The organism is Lysobacter antibioticus (assembly GCF_001442535.1).
Classification (GTDB): domain Bacteria; phylum Pseudomonadota; class Gammaproteobacteria; order Xanthomonadales; family Xanthomonadaceae; genus Lysobacter; species Lysobacter antibioticus.
The window spans coordinates 2,342,785-2,356,796 of the sequence record NZ_CP013141.1; the positions used below are offsets into that span (position 1 = coordinate 2,342,785).

At 68.5% G+C, this 14,012-nt stretch carries 14 protein-coding genes and 1 tRNA gene; 7 read left to right on the top strand and 8 right to left on the bottom strand.

Translation table 11 applies throughout. The features are described from left to right. Nucleotides 1-231: 231 nt before the first annotated feature. The 6 genes from pdhA to GLA29479_RS09490 all read left to right on the top strand — a co-directional run bounded on the left by pdhA (nt 232) and on the right by GLA29479_RS09490 (nt 6,584). Nucleotides 232-1,305 carry a pyruvate dehydrogenase (acetyl-transferring) E1 component subunit alpha gene (pdhA, locus tag GLA29479_RS09465; RefSeq protein WP_057971435.1) on the top strand — a complete coding sequence of 358 codons (1,074 nt, stop codon included), beginning with the start codon at nt 232-234 and terminating at the stop codon, nt 1,303-1,305. Further along, nucleotides 1,302-2,333 carry an alpha-ketoacid dehydrogenase subunit beta gene (locus tag GLA29479_RS09470; RefSeq protein WP_051885130.1) on the top strand — a complete coding sequence of 344 codons (1,032 nt, stop codon included), beginning with the start codon at nt 1,302-1,304 and terminating at the stop codon, nt 2,331-2,333. Before pdhA ends, GLA29479_RS09470 begins: the two co-directional genes overlap by 4 nt. Nucleotides 2,334-2,459: 126 nt before the next feature. Continuing rightward, the gene (locus GLA29479_RS09475; protein ID WP_057971436.1) at nt 2,460-3,815 is read left to right on the top strand and encodes a dihydrolipoamide acetyltransferase family protein; all 1,356 of its coding nucleotides are present in this window, start codon (nt 2,460-2,462) and stop codon (nt 3,813-3,815) included. A gap of 435 nt (nt 3,816-4,250) precedes the next feature. Further along, nucleotides 4,251-5,057, top strand: a complete 807-nt coding sequence (locus tag GLA29479_RS09480; RefSeq protein WP_082638465.1) for a M23 family metallopeptidase — start codon at nt 4,251-4,253, stop codon at nt 5,055-5,057. A gap of 96 nt (nt 5,058-5,153) precedes the next feature. After that, entirely contained in the window at nt 5,154-6,086 is a 933-nt protein-coding gene (locus tag GLA29479_RS09485; RefSeq protein WP_144436430.1) for a hypothetical protein, read from the top strand. A gap of 114 nt (nt 6,087-6,200) precedes the next feature. Beyond that, nucleotides 6,201-6,584 (top strand): VOC family protein, encoded by a 384-nt coding sequence (locus GLA29479_RS09490; RefSeq protein ID WP_057971438.1) that lies wholly within the window; start codon nt 6,201-6,203, stop codon nt 6,582-6,584. A 91-nt stretch (nt 6,585-6,675) separates the two neighbouring features. On the opposite strand, the gene GLA29479_RS09495 is transcribed toward GLA29479_RS09490, so the two are convergent. The 3 genes from GLA29479_RS09495 to GLA29479_RS09505 form a co-directional block, all read right to left on the bottom strand. Continuing rightward, complete coding sequence (locus tag GLA29479_RS09495; protein ID WP_057971439.1) at nt 6,676-7,638, bottom strand: MBL fold metallo-hydrolase; 963 nt, start codon at nt 7,636-7,638, stop codon at nt 6,676-6,678. A gap of 161 nt (nt 7,639-7,799) precedes the next feature. Further along, nucleotides 7,800-8,123 carry a hypothetical protein gene (locus tag GLA29479_RS09500; protein ID WP_057971440.1) on the bottom strand — a complete coding sequence of 108 codons (324 nt, stop codon included), beginning with the start codon at nt 8,121-8,123 and terminating at the stop codon, nt 7,800-7,802. Continuing rightward, complete coding sequence (locus GLA29479_RS09505) at nt 8,120-9,451, bottom strand: tryptophan--tRNA ligase (protein ID WP_057916814.1); 1,332 nt, start codon at nt 9,449-9,451, stop codon at nt 8,120-8,122. The genes GLA29479_RS09500 and GLA29479_RS09505 overlap by 4 nt, the downstream gene beginning before the upstream one ends. Before the next feature lie 200 nt (nt 9,452-9,651). Here GLA29479_RS09505 and GLA29479_RS09510 point away from each other — a divergent pair, with 200 nt between their 5' ends. Beyond that, nucleotides 9,652-10,512: a hypothetical protein gene (locus GLA29479_RS09510; RefSeq protein WP_057971441.1), complete on the top strand. Its 861-nt coding sequence runs from the start codon at nt 9,652-9,654 to the stop codon at nt 10,510-10,512. Between the two features lie 124 nt (nt 10,513-10,636). On the opposite strand, the gene GLA29479_RS09515 is transcribed toward GLA29479_RS09510, so the two are convergent. From GLA29479_RS09515 to GLA29479_RS09535, 5 genes are all read right to left on the bottom strand, one after another. Then, nucleotides 10,637-10,837: a CsbD family protein gene (locus GLA29479_RS09515; protein WP_057916812.1), complete on the bottom strand. Its 201-nt coding sequence runs from the start codon at nt 10,835-10,837 to the stop codon at nt 10,637-10,639. A 342-nt stretch (nt 10,838-11,179) separates the two neighbouring features. Next, nucleotides 11,180-11,329: an entericidin A/B family lipoprotein gene (locus tag GLA29479_RS09520; protein ID WP_031372696.1), complete on the bottom strand. Its 150-nt coding sequence runs from the start codon at nt 11,327-11,329 to the stop codon at nt 11,180-11,182. A gap of 190 nt (nt 11,330-11,519) precedes the next feature. After that, nucleotides 11,520-12,443, bottom strand: coding sequence for an arginase (rocF, locus tag GLA29479_RS09525; protein WP_057916811.1), 924 nt, complete (start codon nt 12,441-12,443; stop codon nt 11,520-11,522). A 524-nt stretch (nt 12,444-12,967) separates the two neighbouring features. Further along, nucleotides 12,968-13,043 (bottom strand) — tRNA-Thr (locus GLA29479_RS09530). 98 nt (nt 13,044-13,141) lie between these two features. Next, nucleotides 13,142-13,996 carry an SPOR domain-containing protein gene (locus tag GLA29479_RS09535; RefSeq protein ID WP_057916810.1) on the bottom strand — a complete coding sequence of 285 codons (855 nt, stop codon included), beginning with the start codon at nt 13,994-13,996 and terminating at the stop codon, nt 13,142-13,144. Nucleotides 13,997-14,012 lie beyond the last annotated feature (16 nt).

Genomic DNA, 14,012 nt, shown 5'->3' on the forward strand with positions numbered 1-14,012 from the left:
CGCAATGCATGTCGCAGCGCGCAACGGCGCTTAACAAGCGTTTCGGTATCATCCGCGCCATGACGCAGTGCCCGGCCCGCCGGGCGCCGCGGCTTTAGCCCGGCCCGGAATCCCCTCGTTCGCATGGAGAATCCGGACCCAGCCAGTCTGAAGCTGACCAGCGCGCCCGGCACTGGATCCGGGACCGGAATGATTCGGACCTCATCCCTATTCTGTGAGGACCTTCCCCCGATGACCGTCGCCGCGACGTTCGAAATCGAATATCTCCAATACCTCGGCGCAGACGGTCGACCCGTCGCCGAGATTCCGGCCGCGTTCAAGGACGCCAATACGCTGCTGCCGTTGTTCAAGCAAATGCTGTTCGTGCGCACCTTCGACACCAAGGCCATCGCCCTGCAGCGCACCGGCAAGCTCGGCACCTACGCCGCCTGCCTGGGCCACGAAGCCACCCATGTCGGCATCGGCGCATCGATGTTGCCCGACGACGTGTTCGCGCCGAGCTATCGCGAATACGGCGCGCAGTTCATGCGCGGCGTACAGCCGCGCGAAGTGCTGATGTACTGGGGCGGCGACGAACGCGGCAACGACTTCGCCGGTCCGCGCAAGGACTTCGCCTGGTCGGTGCCGATCTCGACCCAGTGCCTGCACGCCGCCGGCGCCGCGCTCGCGTTCAAGCTGCGCAAGGAAACCAATCTCGCGGTCGCCTGCTGCGGCGACGGCGGTTCGTCCAAGACCGACTTCTACGCCGCGCTCAATTCGGCCGGCGCCTATCAGCTTCCGTTGATCCTGTGCGTGATCAACAACGGTTGGGCGATCTCAGTACCGCGTTCGGCCCAGACCGGCGCCAAGACCCTGGCCCAGAAGGGCCTGGCCGGCGGCCTGCACTGCCTGCAGGTCGACGGCAACGACCTGATCGCAGTGCTCGAAGGCATGCGCCGCGCCGCCGAACTGGCGCGCAGCGGACAAGGCGGCAGCGTGATCGAATTCATGACCTACCGCCTGCACGACCACACCACCGCCGACGACGCGCGCCGTTACCGCGACGAGGCCGAGGTCAAGGACGCGTGGACGCGCGACCCGATGCCGCGCCTGCGCACCTACCTCACCGAACAGGGCGTGTGGAACGAAGAACTGGAGAAGGCCTGGGCCGAGGAATGCGGCAAGAAGGTCGACATCGAAATCAACGCCTATCTGGAAACGCCGGTGCAACCGGTCGAAGCCATGTTCGATTACCTCTATGCCGACATGCCGGCGGACCTGCTCGCCCAACGTGCCGCCGTACTCGCTCTGGAGGGCCGTCGATGAACGTCGCCACCAAGACCACCGTCGATACCGCGCAGCCGGTCGCCACGCCCGCCGCGATCACCCTGATCGAAGCGATTACCCAGGCGCTCGCCTATGAGATGCGCCACGACGACAGCGTGCTGGTGCTCGGCGAAGACGTCGGCGTCAACGGCGGCGTGTTCCGCGCCACCGCCGGCCTGCAGCAGGTGTTCGGCCCGGAACGCGTGCTGGATACGCCGCTCGACGAAACCACCATCGCCGGCCTCACCGTCGGCCTGGCCGCGCAGGGCATGAAGCCGGTCGCCGAAGCCCAGTTCGACGGCTTCGTTTATCCGATGCTCGACCACATCATCTGCCACGCCGCGCGCTTCCGTCACCGCACCCGCGGCCGCCTGACCTGCCCGATGGTGTTGCGCGTGCCGTGGGGCGGCGGCATCCGCGCGCCGGAACACCACAGCGAAGCCAACGAAGCGTTGTTCACCAACGTGCCGGGCCTGCGCGTGGTGCTGCCGTCGTCGCCGGCGCGCGCCTACGGCCTGCTGCTCGCGGCGATCCGCGATCCCGACCCGGTGATCTTCTACGAACCCAAGCGCATCTACCGCCAGTACAAGGAAGTCGTCGCCGACGACGGCGAAGCCTTGCCGCTGGACGTGTGCTACGTCCTGCGCGACGGCACCGACATCACCCTGGTCACCTGGGGCGCGCAGGTCAAGGAAGCGCTGGAAGCGGCCGACAAGCTCGCCGGCGAAGGCATCAGCGCCGAAGTCATCGACGTCGCCACGCTCAAGCCGCTGGACTTCGCCACCATCGCCGAATCGGTCAGCAAGACCGGCCGCTGCGTGATCGTGCACGAGGCGCCCAAGACCGCCGGTTTCGGCGCCGAGATCGCCGCGCGCCTGGCCGAGGAGTCGATGTACGACCTGCTCGCACCGGTCGAGCGCGTCACCGGCTACGACACCCACATCCCGCTGTTCCGTCTGGAAATGAAGTACCTGCCGAGCGTCGACAAGATCGTCGCCGCGGCCAAGCGCGCGATGGCCAACGGCTGACGCGCGCGCTTCGACACGACGGGCTCCCACGATCGCATCGTCCGGTCGCCGACCGGCGATGCGCAGCATGCAAGACGAAGGCCGAGTGCGGGCCTTCGTTCATCACCCTCTTCTAGAGAACGAGTCATGAGCGATACCAAGACCTTCCTGCTCCCCGACCTCGGCGAAGGCCTGCCCGACGCGACCATCGTCGAATGGTCGGTCAAGGTCGGCGACACCGTCCGTCTCGACGACACCCTGGTGTCGATGGAAACCGCCAAGGCCGTGGTCGAAGTGCCTTCGCCCGTGTCGGGCAAGGTGCTCAAGCTCGCCGGCGGCGCCGGCGATGTGATCGTCACCGGCACCATGCTGGCCGAGTTCGAGATCGACCCGAACCTGCCGCAGCGCGCCGATGGCCAGGACACCGGCCATCACCACGGCGGCGGCCATGCACCGGCGCCGCAGGCCGAACCCGCTGCCGCGGCGGCCAAGCCCGCCGAAGCCGCCGAGCGCGCCGACAGCGGTACCGTGGTCGGGGCGATGCAGTCCTCCGATGCGGTGCGCAGCGAACAGGCGGTCGCGGTAGGCGGCGTCAAGGCGATGCCGGCGGTGCGCGCGCTGGCGCGCAAGCTCGGCGTCGATCTGAGCCGCGTGCGCGCGACCGGCAACGACGGCGTGGTCACCAACGACGACGTCAAGCGCGCCGCCGCCGACGGTTCGGCCAAGGTCGGTTCGGCGCCGCCCGCCGCGGTTGCAGCACCCGTCGCCGCGCGCGAACCGGTCGCCGAAGCGCCGGTCGCGTCGCGCAGCACCCTGTCGCAGGCAGGCCGGCCGATGCGTACCCAGCCGCCGGGCGTCGCCGTCACCGGTCAGCCCGAGCAGCTCAAGGGCGTGCGCCGCAACATGGCGCGGGTGATGGCCGATGCGCACAGCAAGGTCGTGCCGACCACGCTCGCCGACGACGCCGACATCAACGCCTGGCAGCCCGGCAACGACATCACCGGCCGCCTAGTGCGCGCGATCGTCGTCGCCTGCAAGACCGTGCCCGCGCTCAACGCCTGGTTCGACGGCGACAAACTCACCCGCACCCTGCATCCGCAGGTCGACATCGGCATCGCCGTCGATACCGACGATGGCCTGTTCGTGCCGGCGCTGCGCAATGCCGACGTGCTCGATTCGCGCGGCGTGCGCGAGGCGATCAACCGCTTGCGCGCGCAGGTCGAGGACCGCAGCATTCCGGCTTCGGAACTCAGCGGCTACACCATCTCGCTGTCGAACTTCGGCATGTTCGCCGGCCGCTACGCGACGCCGGTGGTGGTGCCGCCGACGGTCGCGATCGTCGCCGCCGGCAAGGGCCGTCACCAGATGACCCCGGTGATGGGCGGCTTCGAATCGCACAAGGTGATTCCGCTGTCGCTGACCTTCGATCACCGCGCCTGCACCGGCGGCGAAGCCGCGCGCTTCCTCAAGGCGATGATCGACGACCTCGCGCGTCCGAACTGAGTCCACCGGACAAACACCGCTCCCGCATCGCGCGGGAGCGGTTCGGCCACTGCAAGCCCCTGCGTCGGCCACCACGGCGCCGGCCATGCGCGCGGTGCTGGCGGATCGGGCCTCGCCTTCGCAGCGGCGCCCCCCATGGCCGCCCTGACCCGCTCCGGGCCGCCTGAGCCCATCTGCCGACCTTCCGGCCGCGCCTACGAGGTCGCCCTCGCTGCCGCCTGCCCGCTGTCCTCCCGGGGCCCGGCCGAAACCCTCATCCCGCAATCGCGATAGGCATCACGCTCGCGGCTTCGATTGCGTTTAGGAATAAATAATTCCCTAAATAAATTAACCAGGAATCACGTTAGCGTCGGCCCGCAATCCCGGCGCCGGGCGCCTGCAATCGGAACCCCGGCCCGTCCTTCCCGTCCTCATCGTCAGTCGAGAGGTTCCAGAATGAAGCGTTCCCTGCGCACGATGCTGTCGTGCATTTCAGTCGTGGCGTTCGGCCTGATCGCGCCGGCCGCCAACGCGGCCCGGCCGGCCTTCCAGATGCCCTTCCCCTGCGGCCAGACCTGGTACGGCGACACCTATCCCGGCCACGGCCTGCGCTATGCGGTCGACCTCAACCACAAGCCGCGTCCGCTCAGCGACGCCGACCTCGGCTCGACCGTGGTCGCCTCGGCCGGCGGCACCGCCCACACCTACAACCCGCATCCCGGCACCGGTTACGGCAGGTTGGTGGTGATCGACCACGGCGGCGGCTGGCAGACCTACTACGCCCACCTCAACAGCATCTCGGTCGGCAACGGCGCCAGCGTGTCGCAAGGCCAGAAGATCGGCACGCTCGGCAAGACCACCCGGCCCGGCAACAGCATCTCCGCGCACCTGCACTACGAGCAGCGCCTCAACGGCGACGACCAGAAGATCGTCTGGAACGGCGCGACCATCGTCTACGACCAATACGAAGTCGCCTACAAGAGCCGCAACAGCTGCAGCGCCGGCGGCGCCACCGGCACGGTCAAGACCAGCGGCTCGCCGCTCAACGTGCGCTCGGGCCCGGGCACCGGCTACAGCATCCTCGGCTCGCTCGCCAACGGCGCCAGCGTCACCATCCGTTGCCAGAAAACCGGCGAATCGGTCAGCGGCACTTACGGCACCAGCAATCTGTGGAACAACATCGGCGCCAGCGGCAGCAACCGCTATATTCCGGATGCCTACACCTACACCGGTTCCGACGGCCGCGTCGCGCCGGATTGTTGATTGGGCGATAAGCACGACGGGGCGGCGGCAAGGCCGCCGTCCCGTTATCTCCTTCGCATCGAGGACGACGATGACCCACGCCAGGCATTCGCAGATATGACCCCCGCCCGGCTAGGCGTGGCGTTGCTGACGTCCGCACTGATCGGAGGCTTGCTCGGCGCGGCCATCACCCGCTCGTGGATGACGCCTGCGACGCCCCGGAGCCGCGAAGGCGCCACGGCATCGCCAACCTCGGGCCGCAGCGGGAAGCCGCCGCAGCACTCGGCCCTGGCCGACGCTCTGGCCGGCGACGGCCCGCGCAGCCGTGGCGCCGACGATCTCGACCGCAATATCCGCCGCGCCGGGCAGGACCCGGGCTATCTGCGCGACCTGCTGCGCCGCTACAGCTTCGAGACCGATCTCGACCGGCGCGGCGCCTTGCTCGCGATCCTGCAGGGCGTGGCCAACGACGAGGTGCTGCAACTCGGCCGGCAACTCGCCGGCAACCCCGACCCGGACATGCGTCGCAGCGGACTGGCCCTGCTCAAGGCGTTTCCTCTAGACGTTGCCGAAGTGCGCGACACGCTGGCGCAGCAGTTGCGCGACGAACGCGACCCGGCCCTGCTGAAGGAAAGCATCGACATGCTGGCGCCGGCGGTCGTGGCCAGCGAAGACGCCGCGCCCTTGCTCGAACGTCTCGCCGCTCTGCGCGGCCATGCCAATGCCGAGGTGCGCGCCAGCGCCGTGCTGCAATCGGTGCGCTGGAACAAGCGCGGCGACGACGCAGCCATCCTCGAGGCGGCTCTGCTCGATCCGGACATCGCCGTGCGCCGCGCCGCCATCGCCGGCATCGAAGCCTCCGGCGCGCGTTCGGATCGGCTCAAGATCGCCTTGCTCGATATCGCCGGCGATGCCCGCACCGAATCCGACCTGCGCCGCTCGGCCGCGTTCGCCTTGCAAAATTTCGCGCTCGATCGCGACGAATACGCCTTGTATCGGGATGCGCTCGCCCGCGCCGACGATCGGGGCCAGGCGCTGCCCTTGCACTGAATCGCGACGGCCGCTCGCTGCAGGATTGAGCGCCGCGTCGCCTCGCCGGCACTTCCCCGCCCGCGGTCGCCGCGGCACCCTGCCTGTCGGTCGACCTTCCCACGGAGCACTGCCATGGCCCATCGCAGCCGCCTGGCCGGATTCATCATCGATTGCGAAACCGACGACCTCGACGACGCCGCGAATTTCTGGAGCGGCGCGCTCGGCCTGGCCCGGGTCGAAACCTACGACGACGACGGCGCGCAATACGCCCAACTCGCCAACGGCCCGGCCGAACTGCACATCGAAGTGCAGAAGGTCGCGCATCCCTCGCGCGTGCACCTGGACATCGAAAGCGACGATCTCGACGCCGAAGCCGCGCGCCTGGAAGCGCTTGGCGCCAAGCGCATCGCCTTCGTCAAACGCTGGTGGGTGATGCAAGCGCCGACCGGCCACCGCTTCTGCATCGTGCGCATGAAGCATCCCGAGCAGGGCGCGCCGCCGAACGTCTGGGATTGACGCGAGCGAGTGCGCCCGCTGGGACGAATCAGCGGCCGACGACGACCAGACGGTCGCGTCCGCTGGATTTCGCCCGGTGCACGGATGCGGTTCAGCCCGTCGCGTCGGCCGTCGAGACCGAGCGCTCGGCCTGGCGATCCAGCCACACCCCCAGGCCCTGGGCATTGAGTTCGATATCGACCGCGAGCGCGGCATGGATCTGCGCCTCGCTGAGCGGGCTGCCGTGGGCCAGGGCGCGCTCGGTGTACAGCGCCCTCAGCGCCTCGCTCAGGCGCGCATGGCGTTCGCCGTCGGCGGCCTGCGCTTGTCCGATCCGCACCATCGCGTCGATCTGTTCGATCAACTCCGCGCCGAGCCGCTGCACGTCGCCGACGCGGCCGTAGTGGGTCAGGTACATCGCTTCGGGATCGCTGGCCAGCAAGGTGCGGATCGAGGCCTTGAGCGGTTCCGGCTCGAACTGCACCGGCGAGGAAGTCGGCAGGATGAAGGGCCCGCGCGCCGAATCGAATTCGCGATAGGACAGGCCGAAGGTGTCGCCGGTGAACCAACTGCGGCTGCGCTCGTCCCACACGCACAGGTGATGGCGCGCATGCCCCGGCGTGTCGACGCACAACAACGGCCGTCCGCCGAGAGGCACGATGTGGCCGTCGCGGGCGATGACCACGCGCTCGGCCGCGATCGGCACGATTTCGCCGTAGCTGCGGGCCATTTCCTCTGCGCCGTAGACCGCGGTCGCGCCGGCGACCAGGCGCGCCGGGTCGATCATGTGCGGCGCGCCGCGCGGATGCACCACCAGGCGCGCGTTCGGCAACTGCCGCATCAGCGCGCCGGCGCCGCCGGCGTGATCGAGATGGACGTGGGTCAGGATCAGCCAATCGATGTCGGCCGGCGTCAGGCCTTGCGCCGGCAAGGCGGCGAGCAAGGCCGGAATCGAATGCTGGGTGCCGCAGTCGATGAAAGCGCCGCGACCGTTGTCGACGACCAGATACGCGGCGTCGAAGATCGGCCGCTGGAAGCCGGTGTCGATGGTGACGATGCCCAGGGATTCGCTCATGACGGCATTGCACTGCGCTGCGGAGTCGAAGCTCAGTCTATGCGCTGGGCGCCGCAGCGGCATGCGGCTTTGGTCGCAGTACTTTGCGCGGCAGGCCGGTCCGACCCGCGCGGTTGCAGCCCAGACCTGCCGTTGCAGTGCAAACCTTCAGCCGCGCGTCTTCAATCGAGGAAGTCGGACAAACGCCTGAGCCAACGCCAACGCACCACGCCGGCGATGCTCAGCGTCGCCAGGAACACGCCGTAGCCCAGCGAGGTGGCGAAGATCTGCGGCCACATCGCCCCATAGGCATCGCCGGCGTAGCGATGCGCCCAGCGGATCGCCAGCACGAACGCGCATACCGATGCGGCCAACGACACCGCATCGAACAAGCGCCGCGCGGCATTGCGCGGCTGCCGCGGGTACAACCAGAACAGCGCGCCGAGAATCGCGAACCAGGGCAGGAACAGGATCAGCGCCAGGTTGAGTTCGACGAACCGACTCACGACGTCGCGCTGTCCTTCGCCGCCTGCGCCTCGGCTTCGGCTTGGACGATCGCCGCCAGGGCCGCGGCGACGGCATCGCGGCGCGCGTCGTCGACCGCATCGGCGGCGGCCAGCAAGGCCGCGACATCGCTCTTGCCGGCTTTGAGCGCGGCGATCAACTGCCCGGCGTCTTTCGGCGAGGCGAAGCCGCGGCTCTGCAGCAGCACCTCGTCGCCGTCGGCGAGCTTGAAGTAGAACTGCCCGTCGGCTTCGCGGTATTGCTTGAACACCGGCAACGTCGTCTTGCTCTCGGCCTTGGCCGAGGCCTTCGTCGCGGTCTGCGACAGGTCGCGCAAGCCCACCGCTTCGCGCAGCGCCTTCATGCGTGGGCTGACGTGCTGCGCGCGCACCCGGCGGGCGCCGTCGACCAAAATCGCTTCGATGTCCTGCGGACGCGCCATCAAGGTTTCGTACTTCGCGCGCAGCGGCGCGATTTCGCCGTCGATGCGCTCGAACAGCGCCTGCTTGGCCTCGCCCCAGCCGATGCCCTCGGCGAAGGCGCGACGCATCGCTTGCGTTTCCTCGACGCTGGCGAAGGCCTGGTAGATCTGGAACAGGGCCGAACCTTCGGTGTCCTTGGCCTCGCCCGGCGCGCGCGAGTCGGTGACGATCGAATAGATCAGCTTCTTCAGCGTTTCGCGCGGCGCGAACAAGGGGATGGTGTTGTCGTAGCTCTTGCTCATCTTGCGGCCGTCCAGGCCCGGCAAGGTCGCCACGCTCTCTTCGATCAGCGCCTCGGGCAGGACGAAATGCTCGCCGTAGAGATGATTGAAGCGCTGGCCGACGTCGCGCGCCATTTCGATGTGCTGGATCTGGTCGCGGCCGACCGGCACCTGGTTGGCGTTGAACGCCAGGATGTCGGCCGACATCAGCACCGGGTACATGAAGAGGCCGGCGGTGATCGCTGCATCGTCGTCCTCGCCTTCGGCGCGGTTCTTGTCGACCGCGGCCTTGTAGGCATGGGCGCGGTTGAGCATGCCCTTGCCGGCGACGCAGGTCAGGAACCAGGACAGTTCCGGGATCTCGACGATCTCGCTCTGGCGATAGAACCAGACCTTGGCCGGATCGAGCCCGCAGGCCAGCCACGCCGCCGCGATCTCCAGGGTCGAACGCTGCACGCGCTCGGGTTCCTGCACCTTGATCAGCGCGTGCAGGTCGGCGAGGAAATAGAAGCTCTCCACGTCCGGGGCGAGGCTGGCGGCGATCGCCGGGCGGATCGCGCCGACGTAGTTGCCGAGGTGCGGGGTGCCGGAGGTGGTGATGCCGGTCAGGATGCGGGTCTGGGTCATTGCCGATCGTGGGTGGAACGTGGCCGGTCAGTGTACCCGCTGCCCGGCGGGGCCCGCCTCGTCCGGAGGTCCCAGCCTGAGCCGTGGATGAGCCGCGCATGAGCGGCAGCTGAGCGCCGCACGTCGCCCCGGCCGGGGCGGAGCAACCCCATTGCGGGAACCGGTGCGTTTGCATGCACGACCACCCAGGAGACACCGCCATGTTCCGCACCCTCGCCCTGCTCGCCGGTGCCGTGTTGACCGCCACCGCCTGCACTCCGGCCTACGGCCGTCCGCTGGTCGACCTCGCGGTGATCGACCGCGACAGCGGCGACTGGCTGCCGGCCTATCCGCACCGCGGCCAGCAGTGGATCGCCGGCACGCCCGGCCACCGCTACTCGGTGCGCTTGACCAACACCAGCGGCCAACGCGTGCTGGTCGTACTCTCGGTCGACGGCGTCAATGCGGTCAGCGGCCAGACCGCCAGCCCCTCGCAGGCCGGCTACGTGCTCGATGCCTGGCAATCGACCGAGATCAACGGCTGGCGCAAATCGCTCGACGATGTCGCCCAGTTCGTCTTCACCGACCTGCCCGACAGTTACGCCGCGCGCACCGGGCGTCCCGACAACGTCGGCGTGATCGGCGTGGCGGTGTTCGAGGAGCGTCCGATTTATCGCGAAATCTATCGCGAGCCGCCGCGTCCGTATCCCTACCCCAACCCGCAGCCACCCTACGGCCGCGACCAGGGCAGGGCCGAAGCCGAACGCCGCGCCTCCAATGGCGCCGCCGCGCCCGCTGCGCCCGCATCCGCCGCCGGCAAGGCGCGCGAAGCCGTCGCCGACAGTGCCGCCGCGCAATCCATCGGCACCGGCCACGGCGCGCGCGAATGGTCGCCGCTCTCGCAGACCGACTTCGTCCGCGCGTCGCGTTCGCCGGCCCAGGTCATCCAGTTCCGCTACGACGATTACCGCAACCTGGTCGCTCGCGGCATCGTGCCGCGTTATCGCGCGCCGTATCGCGATGGCGAGCCGCGCGCCTTCCCGAACGGGTTCGTCGCCGACCCGCCGCCGCGCGGCTGGTAAGCGCGGCGAGCGGGTCGCTCGTCTCGCAAAAAAAAACGGGCCGGAAGGATCCGGCCCGTTTTCCTCGTCGATCGTGCTGTCGCATCGATGCGCGCGCCGATGATCGGGCGCCGCAGCGCATGGATCAGTTCAGCGTCTTGCCGAATTCCTTCACTTCCTTCTCGGCGCGATCGCGCTCCCAACCGTAGCGTTCCTGGAGTTTGCCCGCGAGGTATTCGGAATTGCCTTCGGCGACATCGAACACGTCGTCGGTCAGATCGCCCCACTTGGCCTGGGCCTTGCCTTTGATCTGGGTCCACTTGCCGGCAATGATGTCTTTGTTCATCGATAACACTCCTTCGTTGGGGGATTCGGATTCGGCACGGCGCGTGAACTTCGCAACGCATCGTTGGCTTGCCGATATCGCCGGAACAGATTCGCAGCGCGGACGTTCCGATGAGGTCACGATTGCGTTAGCCGAGGCTTGATGTCGGTGAACGGCATGAACCCTTCATTCCGTTTCTGTGCGCGCGGTGGCGCTTACGCGGTTGCGCTGCACGCTTTCGTCGACATCGAGGAAGCGAGGCAACGATGAATGCGTCAACTCCGCCAGCGGATACCAAATCCCAGACGCAGAAAAGGCCGGATCGCTCCGGCCTTTTCTGCTCAGCTCGTTGGACCGTACGGCTTATTTGCCGTCGCGGACCTCTTCGGCCTTCTGCTCGACCTTCTCACCGGCCTTCTTGACGTCCTTGCCGGCACCGGCCACGGTGTTGCAAGCAGTCAGGGTGCCCATCGAGAACAGGGCCAGCAGCAACAGGGCAGTCAAACGCTTCATAAGAACTCCTTGGTCGGTTACGGGTACCAGATCGGGCCGCGCACGCAGTCGCGTCCTGACTGGCATGAGACGCGAGCGAATGTGAAGCCGGCGTGCAGCGCCGGCCCCGCGTCCCATGAAACAAGGCGTCGTGCGCCTGTCCCGTCGTGCCGCCGTCAGCCGCGATTCATCGCCGCGGCGACGGTCGCGGTCATTCGCGCATCAAGGTCGATTTTCCGAACAGGCTCTCGACCAGGTCGACCGCGAGCTTGGCGGTGCGGTTGCGCTTGTCGAGGATCGGATTGAGTTCGACGATGTCGAGCGAAGCCAGGCGGCCGCTGTCGGCGATCATCTCCATGACCAACTGCGCTTCGCGATAGTTCGGACCGCCCGGCACCGTGGTGCCGACGCCCGGCGCGATGCTCGGGTCGAGGAAGTCGACGTCGAAGCTGACGTGCAGATGGGTGTTTTCGTCGACGCCTTCCAGCGCTTCCTCCATCACCCGCTTCATGCCGATCTCGTCGATGTAGCGCATGTCGTAGACATCGAGCCCGTGCTGCTGGATCAACTGCTTCTCGCCGCGATCGACCGAGCGGATGCCGATCTGGCGGATCTCGTCGGGGCGCATCGCCGGCGACGAACCGCCGAGATGGGTCAGCGCTTCCGGGCCGAGGCCGCACAGGCACGACACCGGCATGCCGTGGATGTTGCCCGACGGCGTGACCTGGCTGGTGTTGAAGTCAGCGTGCGCATCGAGCCAGAGCACGCGCAATTGCTTGCCGGTCTCGCGGCAATGCTGCGCGACCGCGGTGATCGAGCCCAGGCCGAGGCAATGATCGCCGCCGAGCAGGATCGGCATGCGCCCCTCGCGCAGTTCCGCGCCGACCGCCTCCATCACCAAGCGGTTCCAGGCCACGACTTCGGGCAGATGGCGATAGCCTTCGACAGGCTTTTGCCAGGGATTGCGCGGGCCGTCGAGGTTGCCGCGATCGACCACATCGACGCCACGCGCGGCGAGGGCTTCGCCGAGGCCGGCGATGCGCAGCGCTTCCGGCCCCAGGCGCGCGCCGCGATGGCCGGCACCGACGTCGGTCGGCGCACCGAGCAAGGACACCGGAGGATAAGTACGACTCATGTGAATTCCTCTTCCCTGCGCCGGCGTTGCGACGCACGAGGGATATCGATAGTGAACGCAGACGATGCCCGCGGCATCGCGCGATCGCCGCAACAGGGCCGCGCGTTGCGCTGCGGCCGCCGACGATGCCGGCATTCTAGCTCAGGGCGGCTGCGGGACTGGGCTGGACGTACCGGGCGCGGGCTACTGCGTTGCAGCAGAGCTGGGCGCGGGAGCGCGTGTTGCCGGCTGCCGGATGGGCTGGACGAGAAGCCAGCGACGGCGCGGCGTTGCCTTGGCGGCATCGCAGGCTGCCGCGGCGGATCGGTGGTTTGCTGCGGGTCGTTCGCGGGTTGGACAAGCGCCGGAACGGTTCGGGCCGTTGGAGAAGGCAGCAGCGACGGCGCGGCTCTGCCTTGGCGGCATCGCAGGCTATCGCGGCGGATCGGTGGTTTGCTGCAGGTCGTTCGCGGGCTGGACAAGCGCCGGAACGGTTCGGGCCGTTGGATGGGTTGACCGGGCGGTTGTCTTTTCTCGGGTTCACGTGGTGCCGCTTGTCCGAATCGAACGGACGACCGCTCGCTTACAAGGCGAGTGCTCTACCAACTGAGCTAAAGCGGCAAGGTACGTGACGGCGCGTCGTGCGGATCGGGACCTGGGGTTCGATACGGCGACGGCAGGCGCATTCTACGCGCCCCCGCCTCCCACGGACAGCGCGCTCAGCCGAGGGTGCCGCAGGACACAGTGCGCCAACGCTGCGCACCGGCGGCGCGGCGCAAGGCATCGCCGTTCGAAGTCGTGGTGGCGGCATCGATCCAGGTCGCCGAGACGGTCTCGCCGAGCGCTTCGACCCGCGCCGGGAAACCGGCTTCGCTTAGCGAAGACGCACGCTTGCGCGCCGACTCCTCGCTGCGGAAGCGGCCCAGGGCGATACCGTTGGCGTCGGCGCCGCCGCCGCCCATCACGAACAGATCGCTGAAACCGGCGGCGCGGATGCGCTGCGCGGTCGCCTGCGCGGCCTCCGCGCTCGCCGCCGGCGGCAGGTAGACGCGCCAACCGCGCGAAGGATTCGAGGTGCCGGCCTGAGCCCTCGTCGCCAGCTTCTGCGCGAGCGGCTGCAATTTCGCCCGCGCCGCGTCGGCGGCCGCGGCATCGGCGAAGGGGCCGATGCTGAAGCATTGCGCTTTCGCCGTTTCGGCTACCGCCGGCACCGGCGTCGCAGCGGTCGGCGTCGCAGCGGTCGGCGGCGGCGCGGCCGGCGGTGTGCCGCTCGCGGCATCGAGTTTCGCGGCGGCGGCTTCCGCCTTGGCCGCTTCGGTTTGATCGGTCTGCGGCGGCGCCGCGTTGCTCGCAGGCAGCTTGCCGGCACTGTCGACCAAGGCCGCGGGCGGCGCCGACGGCGCAGTCGTGCCGGCTTGCGCCGCGGGCGCGGATTCGCCGGCCAGTTGCAGGCGCGCGACGCCGAGCGGCAGTTTCTCCTCGGCCGCGGCGGCCGGGACGGGACGCGCGACCCACCAGGCGGCAACGCCGATGTTGAGCGCGATCAGCAGAACGATGAGGGCACGGACGAGCATGCGCGGATTCTATCGC